The 20,874-nt window shown below is 25.7% G+C and carries 19 protein-coding genes and 2 pseudogenes; 12 read left to right on the top strand and 9 right to left on the bottom strand.

What is annotated here, in order from left to right; genetic code table 4:
- Positions 1-3: 3 nt before the first annotated feature.
- A complete protein-coding gene (locus tag AACK97_RS02325) occupies positions 4-948 on the bottom strand; it encodes an IS30 family transposase (protein ID WP_338966714.1) in 945 nt (314 codons plus the stop codon).
- A gap of 58 nt (positions 949-1,006) precedes the next feature.
- On the opposite strand from AACK97_RS02325, the gene AACK97_RS02320 reads away from it, so the two are divergent.
- Together AACK97_RS02320 and AACK97_RS02315 are read left to right on the top strand one after the other, a co-directional pair.
- Positions 1,007-1,771 carry an IS30 family transposase gene (locus AACK97_RS02320; protein ID WP_338968495.1) on the top strand — a complete coding sequence of 255 codons (765 nt, stop codon included), beginning with the start codon at positions 1,007-1,009 and terminating at the stop codon, positions 1,769-1,771.
- A gap of 80 nt (positions 1,772-1,851) precedes the next feature.
- A complete protein-coding gene (locus AACK97_RS02315; RefSeq protein WP_338968492.1) occupies positions 1,852-2,763 on the top strand; it encodes an IS30 family transposase in 912 nt (303 codons plus the stop codon).
- A 25-nt stretch (positions 2,764-2,788) separates the two neighbouring features.
- On the opposite strand, the gene AACK97_RS02310 is transcribed toward AACK97_RS02315, so the two are convergent.
- Both AACK97_RS02310 and AACK97_RS02305 read right to left on the bottom strand, forming a co-directional pair.
- Positions 2,789-3,172: a hypothetical protein gene (locus AACK97_RS02310; protein WP_338968489.1), complete on the bottom strand. Its 384-nt coding sequence runs from the start codon at positions 3,170-3,172 to the stop codon at positions 2,789-2,791.
- Positions 3,173-3,196: 24 nt separating this feature from the next.
- On the bottom strand, positions 3,197-3,799 hold the full coding sequence (locus AACK97_RS02305; protein ID WP_338968488.1) for a hypothetical protein: 603 nt from the start codon (positions 3,797-3,799) through the stop codon (positions 3,197-3,199).
- A gap of 363 nt (positions 3,800-4,162) precedes the next feature.
- Between AACK97_RS02305 and yihA the strand changes: the two genes are divergently transcribed.
- The 6 genes from yihA to AACK97_RS02275 all read left to right on the top strand — a co-directional run bounded on the left by yihA (position 4,163) and on the right by AACK97_RS02275 (position 11,440).
- Positions 4,163-4,747, top strand: coding sequence for a ribosome biogenesis GTP-binding protein YihA/YsxC (gene yihA / locus AACK97_RS02300; protein WP_338968485.1), 585 nt, complete (start codon positions 4,163-4,165; stop codon positions 4,745-4,747).
- 26 nt (positions 4,748-4,773) lie between these two features.
- Positions 4,774-6,732, top strand: coding sequence for a cation-translocating P-type ATPase (locus tag AACK97_RS02295; RefSeq protein ID WP_338968483.1), 1,959 nt, complete (start codon positions 4,774-4,776; stop codon positions 6,730-6,732).
- Between the two features lie 9 nt (positions 6,733-6,741).
- Entirely contained in the window at positions 6,742-6,918 is a 177-nt protein-coding gene (locus AACK97_RS02290) for a hypothetical protein (protein ID WP_338968480.1), read from the top strand.
- A gap of 68 nt (positions 6,919-6,986) precedes the next feature.
- Positions 6,987-9,605: a valine--tRNA ligase gene (locus tag AACK97_RS02285; protein WP_422397239.1), complete on the top strand. Its 2,619-nt coding sequence runs from the start codon at positions 6,987-6,989 to the stop codon at positions 9,603-9,605.
- Positions 9,606-9,668: 63 nt separating this feature from the next.
- On the top strand, positions 9,669-10,241 hold the full coding sequence (locus AACK97_RS02280) for a hypothetical protein (RefSeq protein ID WP_338968477.1): 573 nt from the start codon (positions 9,669-9,671) through the stop codon (positions 10,239-10,241).
- 254 nt (positions 10,242-10,495) lie between these two features.
- Positions 10,496-11,440, top strand: a complete 945-nt coding sequence (locus tag AACK97_RS02275) for an IS30 family transposase (protein ID WP_338968474.1) — start codon at positions 10,496-10,498, stop codon at positions 11,438-11,440.
- Between the two features lie 73 nt (positions 11,441-11,513).
- Here AACK97_RS02275 and AACK97_RS02270 read toward each other — a convergent pair whose 3' ends face one another.
- On the bottom strand, positions 11,514-11,843 hold the full coding sequence (locus tag AACK97_RS02270; protein WP_338968472.1) for a single-stranded DNA-binding protein: 330 nt from the start codon (positions 11,841-11,843) through the stop codon (positions 11,514-11,516).
- A gap of 76 nt (positions 11,844-11,919) precedes the next feature.
- On the bottom strand, positions 11,920-12,264 hold the full coding sequence (locus AACK97_RS02265) for a holo-ACP synthase (protein WP_338968470.1): 345 nt from the start codon (positions 12,262-12,264) through the stop codon (positions 11,920-11,922).
- Positions 12,265-12,403: 139 nt separating this feature from the next.
- Between AACK97_RS02265 and AACK97_RS02260 the strand changes: the two genes are divergently transcribed.
- The 3 genes and pseudogenes from AACK97_RS02260 to AACK97_RS02250 all read left to right on the top strand — a co-directional run bounded on the left by AACK97_RS02260 (position 12,404) and on the right by AACK97_RS02250 (position 15,431).
- Positions 12,404-13,348: an IS30 family transposase gene (locus AACK97_RS02260; RefSeq protein WP_338966716.1), complete on the top strand. Its 945-nt coding sequence runs from the start codon at positions 12,404-12,406 to the stop codon at positions 13,346-13,348.
- Positions 13,349-13,538: 190 nt separating this feature from the next.
- Positions 13,539-14,264, top strand: coding sequence for an IS3 family transposase (locus AACK97_RS02255; RefSeq protein ID WP_338968467.1), 726 nt, complete (start codon positions 13,539-13,541; stop codon positions 14,262-14,264).
- Positions 14,265-14,318: 54 nt separating this feature from the next.
- Positions 14,319-15,431: pseudogene (locus tag AACK97_RS02250) on the top strand (IS3 family transposase).
- On the opposite strand, the gene AACK97_RS02245 reads toward AACK97_RS02250, so the two are convergent.
- Entirely contained in the window at positions 15,424-15,546 is a 123-nt protein-coding gene (locus AACK97_RS02245; protein WP_338968465.1) for a hypothetical protein, read from the bottom strand. The pseudogene AACK97_RS02250 and the gene AACK97_RS02245 overlap by 8 nt on opposite strands.
- Positions 15,547-15,613: 67 nt before the next feature.
- On the opposite strand from AACK97_RS02245, the pseudogene AACK97_RS02240 reads away from it, so the two are divergent.
- Positions 15,614-16,285 (top strand): annotated as a pseudogene (locus tag AACK97_RS02240) (IS30 family transposase); the annotation flags it as partial.
- Positions 16,286-16,405: 120 nt separating this feature from the next.
- Here AACK97_RS02240 and AACK97_RS02235 read toward each other — a convergent pair.
- The 3 genes from AACK97_RS02235 to dnaJ form a co-directional block, all read right to left on the bottom strand.
- Positions 16,406-18,127 (bottom strand): AbgT family transporter, encoded by a 1,722-nt coding sequence (locus AACK97_RS02235; protein ID WP_338968461.1) that lies wholly within the window; start codon positions 18,125-18,127, stop codon positions 16,406-16,408.
- Positions 18,128-18,144: 17 nt separating this feature from the next.
- Entirely contained in the window at positions 18,145-19,497 is a 1,353-nt protein-coding gene (locus AACK97_RS02230; protein ID WP_338968459.1) for a Sapep family Mn(2+)-dependent dipeptidase, read from the bottom strand.
- Between the two features lie 196 nt (positions 19,498-19,693).
- Positions 19,694-20,821: a molecular chaperone DnaJ gene (dnaJ, locus tag AACK97_RS02225; protein WP_338968457.1), complete on the bottom strand. Its 1,128-nt coding sequence runs from the start codon at positions 20,819-20,821 to the stop codon at positions 19,694-19,696.
- Positions 20,822-20,874 lie beyond the last annotated feature (53 nt).

Genomic DNA, 20,874 nt, shown 5'->3' with positions numbered 1-20,874 from the left:
TTTTTAAAATAATTGTATTAAATCTATTGGTCTTTTATAAGATAATGATTTTCTGGGTGTAGAATTAATTTGAAATGCTATAGAATTTAAGTCTTTTTGTTTATATGAAGATAAATCAGTAGATTTTGGTAAATATCTTCTTAAAATACCATTATTGTTCTCATTTAAACCTCTTTGACAAGGTTTGCCGGCATCTGCAAAATAAATTTTAACATTACAATTTTTTTCAATTAATTTTCATTTACTAAATTCTTTACCACGATCAAAAGTAATAGTTTTAATTGTTCCTGGTATTAATTTTGAAATAAATTTTATTATACTTTGTGTAATACTTTCTGCTTTATGATTTTTAGTTTTCAAAGGAATTGTGGTTTTTGATCATATATCAGCTAAAGTAATAATAGAACTTTTATGATCTTTACCAACGATAGTATCTCCCTCTAAATGGCCAAATTCTTGTATATTTTTAATATTTGGAATGATTAAATTTCTTTCATGAATAGATTTACAATTATTAATTCTGCCCCTAGTTTCTTTTTGTTTATGAGGTTTATTTTTGCCTTTTCTCAATAAATTTTTTTCATCAAAACCCATTCGATTTGTTTTAAACATGTTATATAAAGTTTTTGTTGAAATATTTTTTATTTTATTTTTCTTTAAAAAATCAGCAATTATATCAAGAGCATAATTTTTAGTAATTAACAAATGATTGATAGTATTAATTTCTGTTAAAGTTAAAATTATTAATTTTCTACCTGCATTTTGTTTATTTTTTTGAACTTGATTCAATATTTCTAATGGTAATAAGTTTTGATTTAATAATTTACAAACTCTGTGTACAGTTGATTTACTATAATCAATTGCTTTTGCTATTTTACGAATAGAAAATCCATAACTTTTATATTCTTTTATTGCTATTATTGATTCAATAGTCAGATACTTATACATTGTGCTAATTCCTTTCTTTTCTTAATTATAGAATTAACACAATTTGTTTTTTATATAAGTGTCCTTTTTAATTTTACATTTCAGGTTTCATAAATTTAAAAATAGAGAATTAGTAAAATATGTACAACAAAAATTATTATTAGGTTGATCGCCTGAACAAATTTATGGCAGAATTAAAAATTTTCATCAAGAATGAATTATTAGTTTTAAAACAATTTATAATTGAATTTATTCTGGATTACTTGAAAAGGTTACTAGTAAAAATTTAAGAAGAAAAGGTACGAAACGAAAATCTCAAGAAAATCGGGGTAAATTTAATGGTAAATCCATTAAAGAACGAAATGTTAATAATCGCATAACTCTTGGCCATTGAGAAGGTGATACTGTAGTATCATCACGAGGTAAAAGTAAATCATGTTTAATAACTTTAGTTGAAAGAACATCAAGATTTACTTTAGCAATATTAGTTGAAAATAGAACTACTAAAGTTATTAACAAAAATATTAGTCATTATTTATCAATTCTTCCAAATAATCTTGTTAAGACTATAACATTTGATAGGGGTAAAGAATTTGCTAATTGACAACAACTTGAAAAAAATTTAAATGTGAAAATTTATTTTGCTGATGCATATTCACCTTGACAAAGAGGTACTAATGAAAATACTAATGGTTTAATTAGAGAAAAATTTCCTAAAAAATTTAATTTTTCAAACACTACTAAAAATGCAGTTCATAAATTTATATTGTCTTTAAACCAAAGACCAAGAAAAATACTAAATTATCTTTCGCCAATCGAATATTTGGTTAGAAAAATAATTTAGTTGCACTTAACTTTACAATTTGGCATATAAAAAACAAATTGTGTTAATTCTATAATTAAGAAAAGAAAGGAATTAGCACAATGTATAAGTATCTGACTATTGAATCAATAATAGCAATAAAAGAATATAAAAGTTATGGATTTTCTATTCGTAAAATAGCAAAAGCAATTGATTATAGTAAATCAACTGTACACAGAGTTTGTAAATTATTAAATCAAAACTTATTACCATTAGAAATATTGAATCAAGTTCAAAAAAATAAACAAAATGCAGGTAGAAAATTAATAATTTTAACTTTAACAGAAATTAATACTATCAATCATTTGTTAATTACTAAAAATTATGCTCTTGATATAATTGCTGATTTTTTAAAGAAAAATAAAATAAAAAATATTTCAACAAAAACTTTATATAACATGTTTAAAACAAATCGAATGGGTTTTGATGAAAAAAATTTATTGAGAAAAGGCAAAAATAAACCTCATAAACAAAAAGAAACTAGGGGCAGAATTAATAATTGTAAATCTATTCATGAAAGAAATTTAATCATTCCAAATATTAAAAATATACAAGAATTTGGCCATTTAGAGGGAGATACTATCGTTGGTAAAGATCATAAAAGTTCTATTATTACTTTAGCTGATATATGATCAAAAACCACAATTCCTTTGAAAACTAAAAATCATAAAGCAGAAAGTATTACACAAAGTATAATAAAATTTATTTCAAAATTAATACCAGGAACAATTAAAACTATTACTTTTGATCGTGGTAAAAAATTTAGTAAATGAAAATTAATTGAAAAAAATTGTAATGTTAAAATTTATTTTGCAGATGCCGGCAAACCTTGTCAAAGAGGTTTAAATGAGAACAATAATGGTATTTTAAGAAGATATTTACCAAAACCTACTGATTTATCTTCATATAAACAAAAAGACTTAAATTCTATAGCATTTCAAATTAATTCTACACCCAGAAAATCATTATCTTAATAAAAGACCAATAGATTTAATACAATTATTTTAAAAAACTGTCCCATTTATATTTACAATTCAGGTAATCTAATCGGATTGTTTCCGTAGTTTTTGTTATGGGCGATCATTCATTAAATGATGCTTGGGCGCTATCAATTGGTTTAATATATTTGGCTGCTTGCTCCAAATTAATATTTAAGTGTTTCTTAAATTTAAAAGTTAATTGATTACTTTCTTCATTGTTTAATCATCCTTTAGTATCTCAATATTCGCTATTAGGAGATAATTCTTTATTTTGATAATATACTTTAACATCATCTTTTGTAAGGATAGGTTCTTGAATTTGTGAATAGTTGTTATTATTTAAATTGTTTCATAGATTGGGGGTTATTGCTAATATTGGTATTAAAAACATTGCTTGTTTCATTTTAATTCCTGCTTTCAGTTTGGATTACTGATATTTAATATGAAAGTATCAGTTATAGTCGCAACTATAATGTGTAGTAATTATCTGACAAATACTATTAATACCAGAAGGCTGTCTTTTAAAAGTTAAGTTAGGAAATATTGTTGATTGTAAGGTAATGTCACTGTAAAATACAAATAACATTTCTGGATGAAAAAATTCTGGTTTTCACATTTCTTGATGTTCATATTTAATGTTACCAGTGAAGTCATTGTCTTGTACTAATGCCTTGTGATAATTACTAAGTTTTAAAGACTTAATTTTTAAAGAACCAACTTGTTGTTTAATAATATTATTGAATTGTTTATTAATAAGTGGTTTTAAATCAGTAGCAGTTTTGCTTAAACTTCCGAGATTAAGTTCAATACTCCCAATAATTTCTTGTGCTGTGGTATATTTATTTAAGGCTCTTTGCATATTAGCTTGATATTGTTCTTGTTCTTTAAAATTGTAAATTTGATTTTCCTTAATTTTATTACATCCATATATATTTAAAACTAATGAAAATCAAATACTACTCAAACGGACGCGTAAAGTTTTGTTAGGTAGGAAAAGGTTTAAATAATTTTGAAAAAAAAGTAATCACAATTTAATTATCATTTTATCTAAAAAATAAGTAATAAAACAAAATATTTAATATTAACAAACATAATCTTAATAAAAGGTTATAAAAACTCACTAAAATGCTTATAAAAACAACATTAAAATAATTTTTTACAAAAAAAATCATACATAAGAAATATATACTTAATTTGCATATTGAAATAATTTATAGTAAATGATTATTTTTTCTTTTTTTAAAAATACCTAAGAAAACTAAACGCGACCCTTACAAACTAAATAGTTGCATATTTTTATTCTATACGATAAAATTTTAAGCACAAGGTAAAATTTTAATAAAATTAAAAATTATTTCATTTTTAGTTTTAGAAAATAAAAGTGGTGAAAACAATGAAAATTACTAAGAGTGTGTTTCTTAAAGGTGCTATTAATAAGGAACAATGAATTGATGATGAGATTAGTGAAGTATTGTTATTAGGACGAAGTAATGTTGGAAAATCAACATTTATTAATTCTTTATGTAACAATAAACAATTAGCAAAGGTGTCTAGTTCGCCTGGTAAAACACAAATGCTTAATTTTTTTGCTATTAATAATAATGAATTTCGTTTTGTTGATTGCCCCGGTTATGGTTTTGCAAAAATAAGTAAGAGTATTAAAAAACAATTTGTTAAAATGATGGATACTTATTTATTAGAGCGAAAAAATTTAAAGTTAGCAATCTTATTATTAGATTTAAGACGAACTCCTAATGCGGATGATTTATTAATGTTTAATTTTTTACGAGAACGAAATATTAATATTCTCATTGTTACTACGAAGTTAGATAAACTAAAGAAAAATGATATTAACAAGCAAGAAAAAATAATTAAAGAAACATTGCTGATTATTAATGATATTGACATTATTAAAACATCAAGTATTAGTAAAATGGGTTATGATGCTGTTCTTGAAAAAATTACTGAATATATTTAAAAACTAAGTTTAGAGGTAGAGTTATAATGAAATTAAGAAAGATCAAGTCAAATAGTAATCTTTGTCATCAGATGCATTTAACACATACTGATAAACAACATCATTGATTTAAAATCAAAGAAATTTTACGCTCAGTTTTTGCTATTTTATTAGTTATTCCGATGTGAATATCAATGGGTAAAGTAAATCCATTGGCAGTATATTTTGGTAATCCAATTATTCAATTAATGCTTGCGAGTATTGTCCAGTTTATTTTAGGATTTAATTTTTATAAAGCCTGATATCAAGAATTGTTTCAACAACGACGAGTCGGCATGTATTCATTAATCATTTTGTCGTCTTTGGTGGCATTTATCTATAGTATTTATTTAATTGTTTTGATGTTGCAATATTCACCATATGGTAAGCAACATATTATTGGTTTATTTCAAGGAATTAGTCATCAACAATTAATGAATTATATGATGATTGATAATAAATTTCAACATATGTATTTTGAGATTGGGGCTTCAATTATAGCTTTTGTTTTAGTCGGCGATGCAATATCGCAAATAGTTCGTAATCGTGCGATTGATGGCTTACAAGATTTAATGTCGTTGCAAGTAAAAGAGGCGACTATTTTTAAAGAAAATAATAAATATGCAACAATTGCTGCTATTGATATTAAAATTGATGATCAGTTATTAGTTAAAAAGGGTGATAAAATTCCTACTGATGGTGTTTTAATAGGCGAGTTAGCATATATTAATGATTCATTAATTACAGATGAAAGTCAAATTGTAAAAAAATTGACTGGTGAATTATTAATTGGTGGTTCTGCTAATGCAGGTGAAGCTTTTATAATGCGAGCAACAAAAATTGGTAATGAAACGATATTAGCAAGTATTATTAATAAAGTAGAACAATTGCAACAACAAAAAACCAATTTACAAAAGATTGCTGATAAGATTGCGGCGATTTTTGTTCCTTTTGTTTTAGGGTTAGCATTATTAGTTTTTTTAGTTTATGCTTTTATTTTACCGTTATTTGATTTATCATTTATTATGTCTGATCCTTATGGTATTGCTATTAAAACTGCAATTTCAACATTAATTATTGCTTGTCCTTGTGCTTTGGGATTAGCAACACCTTTAGCAATAACTGTGGGAATTGCAAAGTCAACCCAAGAAGGAATTATTTTTAATAAAGTTCATGCTTTTGAAAAAATTAATCAAATTGATATTGTTGCTTTTGATAAAACCGGAACTGTTACTGATGGCAAATTAAGTATTAAGGCTATTTATGGCGAAGAAAAGCATATTACTTTTGCTGTGAGTTTAGAAAATATGTCAGCGCATCCAATTGCTACTGCTTTTAAAGCATACCAAGAAGCATATAATATTAGTAAAGTATCCTTGACGGATGTGAAAGAAACTATTGGTTTTGGCATTCAAGGGTTATGTAATAAACAGCGAGTTACGATTTCTTCGGTTACTAAATTATTAGAAAAAAAATTTGTTTTAGCAGTTCCTTTACAAAGAATTGTTGAAAAAAGCAAAGAAATTAATCAATTGGTATTGGGGTTAGCAATTGATAAAGTTATTGTAACTTTATTTGTGTTAGAGGATCAGATTAAGTTAAATGCGATTAAAACGGTTGCTAAGTTGAAGCAAGAAGGTATTGAAGTTTATATGATTAGTGGTGATAATGAAGTTATTACTAGAGGAGTTGCTACTGCTATTGGTATTGAGCATTACTTTGCTAATATTCAACCATTAGATAAAGCTAATATTATTAAGAAATTGCAAAAACAAGGTAAAAAAGTGGCATTTGTTGGTGATGGTGTTAATGATAGTGTTGCTTTACAACAAGCTGATTTATCAATTGCGATGGGAACAGGAGCGGAAATCGCAGTTAATCTTAGTGATATTATTATCATTAAACCTGATGTTTTAAATATTTATAAAGCGATTGTGTTAACGAAGCAAACAAGAAGGGTTATTTAAACTAATTTTATGTGAGCATTTGGTTATAACCTTATTGCCTTACCAGTAGCAATGTTATCTGGTTGATTTTGAATATCAATTCCTAATTTTGAATTTGCAATTTTTGCAGCCGCGGCGATGGCATTTTCTGATCTTACTGTTGTTTTAAATTCATTATATTATCGTTGAAAAAAGATTAAATATTAGATTAATTAAGTATCATTTTTTATATTTCTTAATGTTTGATATAATTATTGAAAATAAGTAGGAGAGAATTAATGAAATCATTAAGTAAAAAATATGAGCATTTTGAAGTAGAAAATGGTAAGTATGATTATTGACTAGAAAAACGATTATTTAGTGCTGATAATATTAATAATAAACCTGTTTTTAGTATGATTTTGCCTCCACCTAATATTACTGGTAAATTACATTTGGGTCATGCTTGGAATAATACTTTACAAGATGTTATGGCGCGTTATAAAATTTTAACTGGTTATGGTGTTACTTGATTTCCAGGAATGGATCATGCGGGAATTGCTACCCAAGTAAAAGTTGCTGAAAGAATATGAGATGAAGAGAAAAAACGGATTACTAGTTTTTCTCGTAATCAGTTTATTACTAAAGTTAATTCGTGAAAGGATGAATATGCTCAGATAATTCGTGAGCAATGAGCAAAATTAGGATTAGCATTAGATTATCGTTATGAGAAGTTTACTTTAGATAGTGATGTTAATCAATTAGTTAATGAAACATTTGTTAAATTATATAATGATGGTTTAATTTATCGTGGCAAAAAAATTATTAATTGAGACCCACAATTAAAAACAGCGTTATCAAATATGGAAGTAACTTATAAAGAAGTTCAAGGTAAAATGTATTATCTTAATTATCCCTTAGTAGATAGTGATGAAATGATTACAATTGCCACAACAAGACCAGAAACGATGTTTGCTGATCAAGCCTTAGTTTTTCATCCTAATGATGTTCGTTATCAAAAGTATCTTCATAAAGAAGTTATTAATCCGGTTAATAAACAAAGAATTCCGATAATTGCTGATGAATACATTGTAATGGAACTTGGAACAGGAATAATGAAATGTACGCCTGCTCATGATTTTAATGATTATCAAATTGCTAAAAGACATAATTTGGATTTAATTATTTGTATGGATTCTGGTGGCATAATGAATGCCACAGCTTTACAATATGAGGGATTAGACCGTTTTGTTTGTCGACAACAGTTAATAGGTGATTTAGAAAAACAAAATTTAGTTGTTAAAATTGCTGATTTTGTTCATCAAGTAGGATATTCAGAACGCAGTGATGCTATTATTGAACCATATTTATCAGAACAATGGTTTGTTAAAATGCAGCCATTAGTAAACAGAGCTTTAAAATTACAAAATAGTGCTGATGCGATTTTGTTTTATCCATCAAGATTTGCAAATATTTTAGATCAATGGTTGGAAAATATTCAGGATTGATGTATCTCCCGACAATTGTGATGGGGTCATCAATTGCCAGTATGATATCATCAAGATACTAAGGAAATTATTGTGGCCATAACGCCACCTAATAAAGAAGAATGAGTACAAGATAGTGATATTTTAGATACTTGATTTTCTAGTGCTTTGTGACCTTTAATATTTGCGCAACAAAATAATGATAAATTATTTTTTGAAAAATATTTGCCAAATTCCTTGTTAGTTACTGGTTATGATATTATTTTCTTTTGAATTAGTCGGATGATTTTTGAATCATTATATTTAGTTAATAAAAAACCTTTCAAAGCGGTATTAATTCATGGTTTAATTCGTGATGAACAAGGAAGAAAAATGTCAAAATCTTTGGGTAATGGGATTGATCCAATGGATATTATTACTGAGTATGGTGCTGATAGTTTACGATTTTTTTTATTAACTAATAGTACTCCGGGGCAAGATTTACGATTTAGTATTACTAAAGTTCGTTCTTCGTGAAATTTTATTAATAAACTTTGAAATGCGAGCCGATATGTGCTTTTAAATTTAGCCGATGATTTTAAGCCAGTGAATAATATTTTGGATTTACAATTAGAAGCTGTTGATTATTGAATTTTAAATAATTTTAATTTTGTTCTTGAAAAAGTGCAAGCAAATATGGAAAAATATGAATTTGTTGTTAGCGGTAAATATCTTTTTAATTTTGTTTGAGATGATTTTTGCTCTTGATATATTGAGTTATCAAAAAGTAATTTACAAAATCCTAAAACTAAAGTGGCATCAATTCAAGTCTTATTTTATCTTTTAAAGCAAATTATTATTTTATTGCATCCTTTAATTCCTTTTGTAACTGAAGAAATTTATCAAAAGATGTTTAATAATGAAAAATCAATTATGGAAGAAAAATATCCGATAGTTTTAGAAAATATTGCTCCCGTAAATTATTTAGTTAATGTTATTAATATTACAACAGTTATTAGAGAATTACGGGCAACAAGAAATATTAAACATCACATTGCTTTGAATTTTAATTTAAATTCTGATAATCAAGATTATCAGAAGTATGCTCAGGAAATTAATGGTTTTTTGGAAAAGTTAACTAATAGTCAAATGACAACTATTAATAAGAAAATATCTCATTTAGGACAAACAATCGCGCTTCCTTTAATTGATGGAACAATTGATGTTTTTTTAGATATGACAATTAATAAAAAAGAACAAGAATTATTTATTCAAAAACAGTTACAAGATATTCATTATGAGTTAGAACGAAGTAAAACAATATTAAATAATGAACAGTTTTTAAATAAGGCACCAATTGCAAAAGTTAATGCTGAAAAGCATAAATATGAACAGTATGAAGAATTATATAAACAATTGCAAAAAAAATTACAAGACATTTTATCTTAGTTATTAATAAATATTTTAAAGGAAATTCATTGTTTTATAAGTAATTTAATTACGGGTGAAAAAATGAAGAAAACTAAAATTATTATTTTTGCTATTATAATAAGTATTCTTATTTTTTTAATGGGATTTTTATTATCGCATTTTTTTATTAATGCTGATATTAATATCATAAAACCACAACCAAATATTATTACTAAATCAAGTATTGAGATTAATTTTTTAGTCAAAAATAACTTGCCGTTGCTAAGAAATATTTTGCCAAAAAAGATTAGTATTAGTAAAAATGAACAAAAAATTAATAAACAGCGCTTAGTGGACATCATTTTTTATTATCAAGTGCCGTTGTATTATTTTCAGCCTTTGGCAGCAAAAAAATTATTACAAGTTATTTACAATGATATTACTATTGAATTAGAACCATTTTCGCAAGACATTGCTAAAGTTTATATTGAAGATATTACTGTGTCTTTTTTGCAAGGTATTTTAAAGTTAGAGCGACGCATTATTAATGACATTGTGAATATTTTATTATCTTCTTTACCCATTGAAGTTCGGTGACCAACTTTAGAGAAATATTTACAGGATAGTAAATTAAATAAATATTATGAAATTATTTTGCAGTTAATATGAGTTTAAAAATATTTCCGACAATCATTTTGATTATTTGCTGGTTGTTGTTAATAACAAATATTAGTTATTATTCGTTGTTATTAACAGACGTAGCATCATTAGGATTTGTGTTTTAAATATGAAATTTTATTGAAAATATTTCTTTTTTATATGCTGAATTATACTTGTAAGTGCAAGTAAATAAAATTGCAAAAGATTTCATATAAAAATTTCATGATGCTAAGTTTATTTTAGAAAAAGTAAATTTAAGGAGTTTTTATATGGGATACAAACATCTTGGCATAGATGAAAGAATTTATATTGAGAATCAATTGAAATTTAAAGTAAAAATTAGTGAAATAGCTAAAAATCTTAATCGAAGTATTAGTACTATTAATCGAGAAGTTAATAGAAATAAAGATAATAATCATTATTTTTCATTAATTGCACAAAATAAAGCAGAAAATAGAAAACAATTACATGTTTATTTTCATAAATTTAAAAATAGAGAATTAGTAAAATATGTACAACAAAAATTATTATTAGGTTGATCGCCTGAACAAATTTATGGCAGAATTAAAAATTTTCATCAAGAATGAATTATTAGTTTTAAAACAATTTACAATTGAATTTATTCTGGATTACTTGAAAAGGTTACTAGTAAAAATTTAAGAAGAAAAGATAAGAAACGAAAATCTCAAGAAAATCGAGGTAAATTTAATGGTAAATCCATTAAAGAACGAAATGTTAATAATCGCATAACTCTTGGCCATTGAGAAGGTGATACTGTAGTATCATCACGAGGTAAAAGTAAATCATGTTTAATAACTTTAGTTGAAAGAACATCAAGATTTACTTTAGCAATATTAGTTGAAAATAGAACTACTAAAGTTATTAACAAAAATATTAGTCATTATTTATCAATTCTTCCAAATAATCTTGTTAAGACTATAACATTTGATAGGGGTAAAGAATTTGCTAATTGACAACAACTTGAAAAAAATTTAAATGTGAAAATTTATTTTGCTGATGCATATTCACCTTGACAAAGAGGTACTAATGAAAATACTAATGGTTTAATTAGAGAAAAATTTCCTAAAAAATTTAATTTTTCAAACACTACTAAAAATGCAGTTCATAAATTTATATTGTCTTTAAACCAAAGACCAAGAAAAATACTAAATTATCTTTCGCCAATCGAATATTTGGTTAGAAAAATAATTTAGTTGCACTTAACTTTACAATTTGGCATGATAAAATAATAAAAATATCAAGGGTAATAATTATCAAGCAGATTATTTATTCAAGAATATAATGACCAACCCGCATAATGCGATCAGCAATAATTTCCAAATAATGATTCTCATTATCTTTATATTGAAATGATTGAATTCTAGCTTTAATAGCAATCATCGTATCAATTACTAAAAATGATACGATATCAGCAATTAAATTATTTCATACTTTAATAACAAGATAATCTTCATCATAATGACCTAACTTATTTTTAAAAGGTCGGGTTACACTAATAGTTAATCGCATCATTTTTGATGTTCTTTCACCAGTTTGATTATGAATAATTTCTGGCGGATTAACAATTCTTCCTACTAAAACAAGATTATTTAACATTATATCACCTACCTTTCCCATTTTATTGTAAAAGATAGCACCGATTTTTAAGTTAAAAGATATTGCTGTCGTATATTTATAATGTTAATATTGCCATACCAACGGCATATTCTTTTTCATGACTAATTGATAATCAACTATTATGTTCAAATCCAATCCATTGTAATTGCTTATTTACTAATTGAATATTAACTTCACAAAAAATTAAAACCTCATTAACATTATTTATTGCTTTATACAATGCTTCTTTTAATGCTCATCTTCCTGCTAAAAATTGTTTTTTTTCGGTTTCACTTTTAATTGTTTGTAAATAACTAATTTCTTCTAAATGTAATACTTTATTAATAAATGATTTTTTTAATTGCATTCGTTTAATGCTAACAATATCAATTCCCACACCTTTAATCATTTTTACTGCCATCCTTTTAAAATAATATTATTTAAATTATAACGCTGAATTATACTTGTAAGTGCAAGTAAATAAAATTGCAAAAGATTTCATATAAAAATTTCATGATGCTAAGTTTATTTTAGAAAAAGTAAATTTAAGGAGTTTTTATATGGGATACAAACATCTTGGCATAGATGAAAGAATTTATATTGAGAATCAATTGAAATTTAAAGTAAAAATTAGTGAAATAGCTAAAAATCTTAATCGAAGTATTAGTACTATTAATCGAGAAGTTAATAGAAATAAAGATAATAATCATTATTTTTCATTAATTGCACAAAATAAAGCAGAAAATAGAAAACAATTACATGTTTATTTTCATAAATTTAAAAATAGAGAATTAGTAAAATATGTACAACAAAAATTATTATTAGGTTGATCGCCTGAACAAATTTATGGCAGAATTAAAAATTTTCATCAAGAATGAATTATTAGTTTTAAAACAATTTACAATTGAATTTATTCTGGATTACTTGAAAAGGTTACTAGTAAAAATTTAAGAAGAAAAGGTAAGAAACGAAAATCTCAAGAAAATCGGGGTAAATTTAATGGTAAATCCATTAAAGAACGAAATGTTAATAATCGCATAACTCTTGGCCATTGAGAAGGTGATACTGTAGTATCATCACGAGGTAAAAGTAAATCATGTTTAATAACTTTAGTTGAAAGAACATCAAGATTTACTTTAGCAATATTAGTTGAAAATAGAACTACTAAAGTTATTAACAAAAATATTAGTCATTATTTATCAATTCTTCCAAATAATCTTGTTAAGACTATAACATTTGATAGGGGTAAAGAATTTGCTAATTGACAACAACTTGAAAAAAATTTAAATGTGAAAATTTATTTTGCTGATGCATATTCACCTTGACAAAGAGGTACTAATGAAAATACTAATGGTTTAATTAGAGAAAAATTTCCTAAAAAATTTAATTTTTCAAACACTACTAAAAATGCAGTTCATAAATTTATATTGTCTTTAAACCAAAGACCAAGAAAAATACTAAATTATCTTTCGCCAATCGAATATTTGGTTAGAAAAATAATTTAGTTGCACTTAACTTTACAATTTGGCTAACAAAGAAACAATTTATAAATAAAACTCTTAATTAATATGATAGAGTTTCTATTTTGGTAGATTATGTTGTAAAAATGTGTTCCAATGTCTTATGGATAGGCTACAATAAGTTGGACCATAATTATATAGACTTCAAAATTATTAAGAAAGAAGGAATATAAAAATGGGAAATAAAACCTCATACTCTGAAGAATTTAAAAAACAAATTGTAATGCTATACAAAAATGACAAAAGTGTTATTAATTTAAAAATAACAATAATTAATAACAACAAAAATAAATATTCAGTGAGGAAAATATGTAAGATTTTAGGTTTACTAAAATCAACATATTATTATCAAACTAATAAATGCACCAAGTTTGATGTTAATAATTATGAACAAGAAGTTATCAGTGCATTTAATAAAAGTCGCAAGATTTATGGTGCTCGTAAAATTAAAGCTGTTTTAATAAGAAAAAATATCATTTTATCACGACGAAAAATCCGATTCATTATGATCAAAAATAATTTGGTTTCTAAATACACCAAGTTAAAATATTGTAATCATAAAAAAACAGTTAATAATGACGAAATTAATAATGTTTTAAATCGTCAATTTAATGACAAAAAACCAAATGAAGTTGTTGTTAGTGATTTAACATATGTTCAAGTTGGCACTAAATGACATTATATTTGTTTATTAATTGACTTGTTTAATCGCGAAGTAATTGGCTATAGTGCTGGACCAAATAAAACTGCTGAATTAGTTCAACAAGCTTTTCACAAGATAACACGACCATTAAATAAAATAACTTTATTTCATACTGATCGTGGTAATGAGTTTAAAAATAAAATTATTGATGAAATTTTAATAACCTTTAAAATTAAAAGATTGGATAGGCTACAATAAGTTGGACCATAATTATATAGACTTCAAAATTATTAAGAAAGAAGGAATATAAAAATGGGAAATAAAACCTCATACTCTGAAGAATTTAAAAAACAAATTGTAATGCTATACAAAAATGACAAAAGTGTTATTAATTTAGGGAAAGAATATAATTTACCAAAACCAACTATTTATAGTTGAATTAAAAATTATAATAATTCTGGGTCATTTAAAGCAAAAGATAATCGCACTGTCGAAGAAAATGAATTAATTTACTTGCGAAAAGAAAACCAACAATTACGAATGGAAAATGACATTTTAAAGCAAGCAGCACTGATAATCGGGAAAAAATAACAATAAATTAATAACAACAAAAATAAATATTCAGTGAGGAAAATATGTAAGATTTTAGGTTTACTAAAATCAACATATTATTATCAAACTAATAAATGCACCAAGTTTGATGTTAATAATTATGAACAAGAAGTTATCAGTGCATTTAATAAAAGTCGCAAGATTTATGGTGCTCGTAAAATTAAAGCTGTTTTAATAAGAAAAAATATCATTTTATCACGACGAAAAATCCGATTCATTATGATCAAAAATAATTTGGTTTCTAAATACACCAAGTTAAAATATTGTAATCATAAAAAAACAGTTAATAATGACGAAATTAATAATGTTTTAAATCGTCAATTTAATGACAAAAAACCAAATGAAGTTGTTGTTAGTGATTTAACATATGTTCAAGTTGGCACTAAATGACATTATATTTGTTTATTAATTGACTTGTTTAATCGCGAAGTAATTGGCTATAGTGCTGGACCAAATAAAACTGCTGAATTAGTTCAACAAGCTTTTCACAAGATAACACGACCATTAAATAAAATAACTTTATTTCATACTGATCGTGGTAATGAGTTTAAAAATAAAATTATTGATGAAATTTTAATAACCTTTAAAATTAAAAGATCATTAAGCTCCAAAGGATGCCCATATGATAATGCTGTTGCTGAAGCAACTTACAAAACCTTTAAAACCGAATTTATTAACGGTAAAAAATTTGCAAACTTAACACAACTAAAATGCGAACTATTTGATTTTGTTAATTGATATAACAATATTCGAATTCATGGCAGTTTAAATTATTTAACTCCCGTTGAATTTAGAAAATACCAGTCTACATAAAAAGTGTCCTAAAAAGGGTTGCCAATCCAGCTTTTGCTATTTTACGAATAGAAAATCCATAACTTTTATATTCTTTTATTGCTATTATTGATTCAATAGTCAGATACTTATACATTGTGCTAATTCCTTTCTTTTCTTAATTATAGAATTAACACAATTTGTTTTTTATATAAGTGTCCTTTTTAATTTTACATTTCAGGAAGAAAAATAAAATAAAAAATATTTCAACAAAAACTTTATATAACATGTTTAAAACAAATCGAATGGGTTTTGATGAAAAAAATTTATTGAGAAAAGGCAAAAATAAACCTCATAAACAAAAAGAAACTAGGGGCAGAATTAATAATTGTAAATCTATTCATGAAAGAAATTTAATCATTCCAAATATTAAAAATATACAAGAATTTGGCCATTTAGAGGGAGATACTATCGTTGGTAAAGATCATAAAAGTTCTATTATTACTTTAGCTGATATATGATCAAAAACCACAATTCCTTTGAAAACTAAAAATCATAAAGCAGAAAGTATTACACAAAGTATAATAAAATTTATTTCAAAATTAATACCAGGAACAATTAAAACTATTACTTTTGATCGTGGTAAAGAATTTAGTAAATGAAAATTAATTGAAAAAAATTGTAATGTTAAAATTTATTTTGCAGATGCCGGCAAACCTTGTCAAAGAGGTTTAAATGAGAACAATAATGGTATTTTAAGAAGATATTTACCAAAATCTACTGATTTATCTTCATATAAACAAAAAGACTTAAATTCTATAGCATTTCAAATTAATTCTACACCCAGAAAATCATTATCTTATAAAAGACCAATAGATTTAATACAATTATTTTAAAAAACTGTCCCATTTATATTTACAATTCAGGAAATAATAAAATAAAAATAGCAAGATTAATTTATTTTTCTTTTAATATCTGTTTAATTACTAGCTTCATTTTTTTATTTTAATAACATATTACAATGATGACTGCACAGTATAAATTAAATTTCTTGGTAACATAATTGCTTTAACGATATTATCACTACTAACAACATCAATATAAATTGGACCATCAACACCAACAGGAAGTCCAGTAACACTTCAAAGGAGAAAAATAATTGTTCCCATTAATAAGAAAGACAGTGAATATGGAAACATAATTGACATCATTGAACCAATTTCAAATTTCTCTTTTTGCTTTGGTTGAATTCATTCTTTTGCTCAAATAATTATTAAAGGAAAGTATGGCATTAGTGGTGAAATCATATTTGTTGAAGCATCACCAACACGATAAGCAGCAATTGCAGCCGCTGGATGAATTTGTGACTTTAATAAAGCCATTACAAATATTGGCCCTAAAATCCCTCATTTAACAGACATTGAACCAATAAATAAATTAATAATTGTTACGATTAAAATAAAGACAAATAAAGTTAATGTTGTATTATTAAAGTTAATTGCTGAACCAATATAATATCCTAAAGCAATATCAATTCCTGATTGTGCAAAACCAGCAATAAACTGTGTCATAACTAAAAATAAAATTAAACTTGGAGCAGTTTTTTTAAATCCAATAACTAAAGCATTAACAATATCATCTTTAGTTTTAAATGTCTTGGCAGCAAAACCATAAGTTATTCCAATACCTAAAAATAAAAACCCAATAATTAATACTAAGTGTGTCGTTAATTGATAGTCTTTCGGTTCTAATTTTTTATTAGGAGTAATATTAGTAATATTATTAATAAAACCATTAAATGGTGCTTGGGGAATAAAAGTCATTAATAATATTCCAATAATATAAATAATCACAAATCCTAAAACAAATCACATTGCTTTTCGTTGTTGATCATCTAAATGAAAATTTTTATTAACTTGCAAATCATCTCTTTTGGCAATTGGATAATGAGCAATAATTCTTTTATCAACAACTTTTTCAGTAATAAATCAACCAATTAATGTAAACACAAATAAAAGTAATAATGTAAAATAATAAGTTGATAATGGATTTACTTGATAAGCAGAACCTTTACCTAAAAAATCATTTGTTAATGAAGACATTATAAACTCAACGCTTCCCGGAATAAGTGATGTTGCAAATCCACCAGCAACACCAGCAAATACTGCCGCCATTCCTGTTAAAGGATGTCTACCAACACGATAATATAATGTGCCTGCCAAGGGAATTAAAATTAAATAACCAGCATCAGCGGCTAATGATGAAATACATCCTAGAAAAATGCAAGCCGGAGTTAAAATTACTTTTGGTAAACTAGAACCAACTTTTCTTAAAGAAACATCAATAAATCCTGATTTATCAGCCACACCAACAAATACTGTTGTTAACAATACAATTCCCGTTGTTGCTAAACCCATAAAATTACTAATAAAGTTTTTTAATCATCATACAATGCCATCACGACCAATAAGATTAAAAAACTTTAGTTGATATTTATCAACTACTTGCTGGGTATTACGATCATAAAATTTTTCTAAAACAACGCCATCAGGTAAAGCATAACTTAATATTAATGATACTAACATTAAAATAATAATCAAATAAATAAATAAATAAAATGGTTTTGGTAATTTATTTCCTAATCATTCAATACCATTTAATGATTTATTAATTCCTTTATTAACACCATTACTAACTTTTTTTCAAGCCCTTTGCTGCCTATTAATATTTTCTTCCATAAATAAAATCTCCGTTTCTATATACTATCCAAAGCAATAATTGCTTGAATATAAATTTTCATTGCTTTTTTTAAATCTGAAATTAAAACTTGTTCATTATATTGATGTTCCGTTGAAGTATTACTATCAAAAATAGCCCCAAAAGCAACACAATTTTCCATACTCCGAGCGTAAGTCCCACCACCAATTGCTAACGGTTGCGACATATCATTAGTTGCTTGCTGATAAACATTTAATAATTTTTTAACAATTAATGAGTTTTTATCAAAAAATAATTTTTCTTTTAAATCAACTTGCTCAATTACTAAATTATATGGTGCTAATGAAGCTTCTAATTTCTTTAAAATTACATTAACATCTGTATGAACGGGAATTCTAAAATCACAACCAATAAAATTAGTTTTTGAATTCATTTCAATAAAACCAACATTAAGAGTTAACTTGCCTGATTCATCTTCAATATTAGTAAAAATATTAATAGCATTGGGGTCTAATCTTAATTGTTGTGCAATTCACATAACTAATTTACTATCATTATTAATTGTTGCTAATGCCATTACTAATTGTAATCCCGCATTTATTCCCTCTTGTGGTTTTGAACCATGAGCAGCTTTTCCTAAAACAATAACTTTATTATCTTGTTTTTTATATAAAAACTTATTTTGTTCTAATACCGTAATTAGTGTTTCTAATTGTGAACCACGATATTCTGCTTGATCACAAGTAACATTATAGACTGCACCACCATTTACTGTAAAATCTTGTTGCGGATTTTTTTCAATAATTTTTAAATTTAAAATCGTTTTTTCAGCATAGACAAACGGAAAATAACCATCCGGAGTATATGCAAATTTTGGTTTTTCTTCATTATTCATATAATGCTTAATTGAATCTCATGTTGTTTCTTCGGTAATCCCAAAAATTAACCGAATTCTTTTCTGAGGAATAAAACCTTCATCAACTAAATATTTTAAAGCAAATAAATTTATAATGGCGGGTCCTTTATCATCAATAACTCCCCGACCATAAAGAATATCATTTTTAATAGTTGGTTCAAAAGGAGGAAATTCTCATTTTGATAAATCACCTGGGGGAACAACATCAAGATGACATAAAATGCCAATTAATTCTTTACCTGCACCATACTCAATATATCCATAACGATTTTGTGTGCCTAATTTAGTTTTAAAACCAAGTTTTTTACCTAAATCAATAACATCCTCTAATACTTGATGAACATTTTTTCCATAAGGATATTGTTCATTAACTTCACCATTACTAAATGAAGGTACTTTAATTATTGCTTTAATTTCTTCCAAAGAAGTTTGAAACAAATCATTAAACCGCTGCTCATTAATATCTGATTCCATTTTTTCTTTATCCTTTCTTTTAAAAAATAATAATACTTTAATCTTAACATATTTATCATATTTTCTAAAATCAGATAGTAAACTAGGTTTTATTTTCAAATTTTGAAAATAAAACCATATTGTAAATAAATAATCTCGGTGCGATTATTTTCAGCACAAATATAAAAAAATATCGTTAATCAACGATATTTTTTAACTATTTAAATTTTTTAATAAATTCATTGTTAGGATTAAAATCTAATTCATCACTTAACTGTTGTAAAATCTTTTCTTGCTGTTTTGAAAGATGCTTTGGAAAAGCAATTTCTATTTTAACAATAATATCACCGCGTTTTTTACTATTTAAAGGATGATAACTTCCCATTTTAGGAATCGTAAAAACAGCATTATTTTTAGTTTTAGGAGGAATTTTAAATTCTACTGTTTTCTCAAATGTTGGAACTTTAATGATTGTCCCTAACATTGCATCAATAAAAGATATTGGAATCGTAATTAATAAATCTAAATCATCACGCTGAAAAAAAGCATGCTTTTGAACTTCAATTTCAATATAAACATCTCCACGAGATTGTCCTTTAAGTCCATAATGACCCTTTTCTTGAACACGCACTTTTTGTCCAGAAAAAATTCCTTTGGGGACATCAAGACTAATGGTTTCTTGTTTAGTAATAAACTTTTTACCTTTACATTGTAAACATTTATTTTTAATAATTTCACCAATTCCGTGACAAGAATGACAAGGTCTTTCTTGTCTAATAATTCCTAACATTGTTCTTTGCTCAGTAACTTCAATCCCCCGACCATTACAATTTGAACATTTTACAACATCTCCTGATGTTTTAGCACCTGTTTGATGACATTCATCACAAGGAAAATTAACATTAACTTTAAACTGAATCGTTGTTCCCAAAATTGCATCTTTTAAACTAATAGTTTCGCGATAAAAGATATCTTCACCCTTATGTGCTTGTGAATGTCGTTGTCGCGTTCTTTGACCACCACCAAAAATATCGCCAAAGAAATCACCAAAAACACTACCAATATCACCAAACATATCTTCAAAATTACCAAAACCTTGACCACCACTAAACATATTTGGGTCAGCACTGCCATATTGATCATACATTTGTCGTTTTTGAGAATCAGACAATACTTCATACGCTTCATTAATTTCTTGAATTTTAGCTTCAGCATCACTTTGTTTATATACATCAGGATGATATTGCTTAGCTAACTTACGATAAGCGCGTTTAATATCATCATTGTTCGCATTACGCGATAAACCTAATATTTCATAAAAGTCTCGCTTGTTTTTAGTGCTCATTTTTTAACCCTACCTTGCTCATAAAATAATTCTTACTACACACTGTAGTAAGA

Source organism: Spiroplasma endosymbiont of Lonchoptera lutea, assembly GCF_964019715.1.
Classification (GTDB): domain Bacteria; phylum Bacillota_I; class Bacilli_A; order Mycoplasmatales; family Nriv7; genus Nriv7.
Note: the sequence above shows the minus strand (reverse complement) of the source record. Positions and strands in the feature narration are given on the sequence as shown.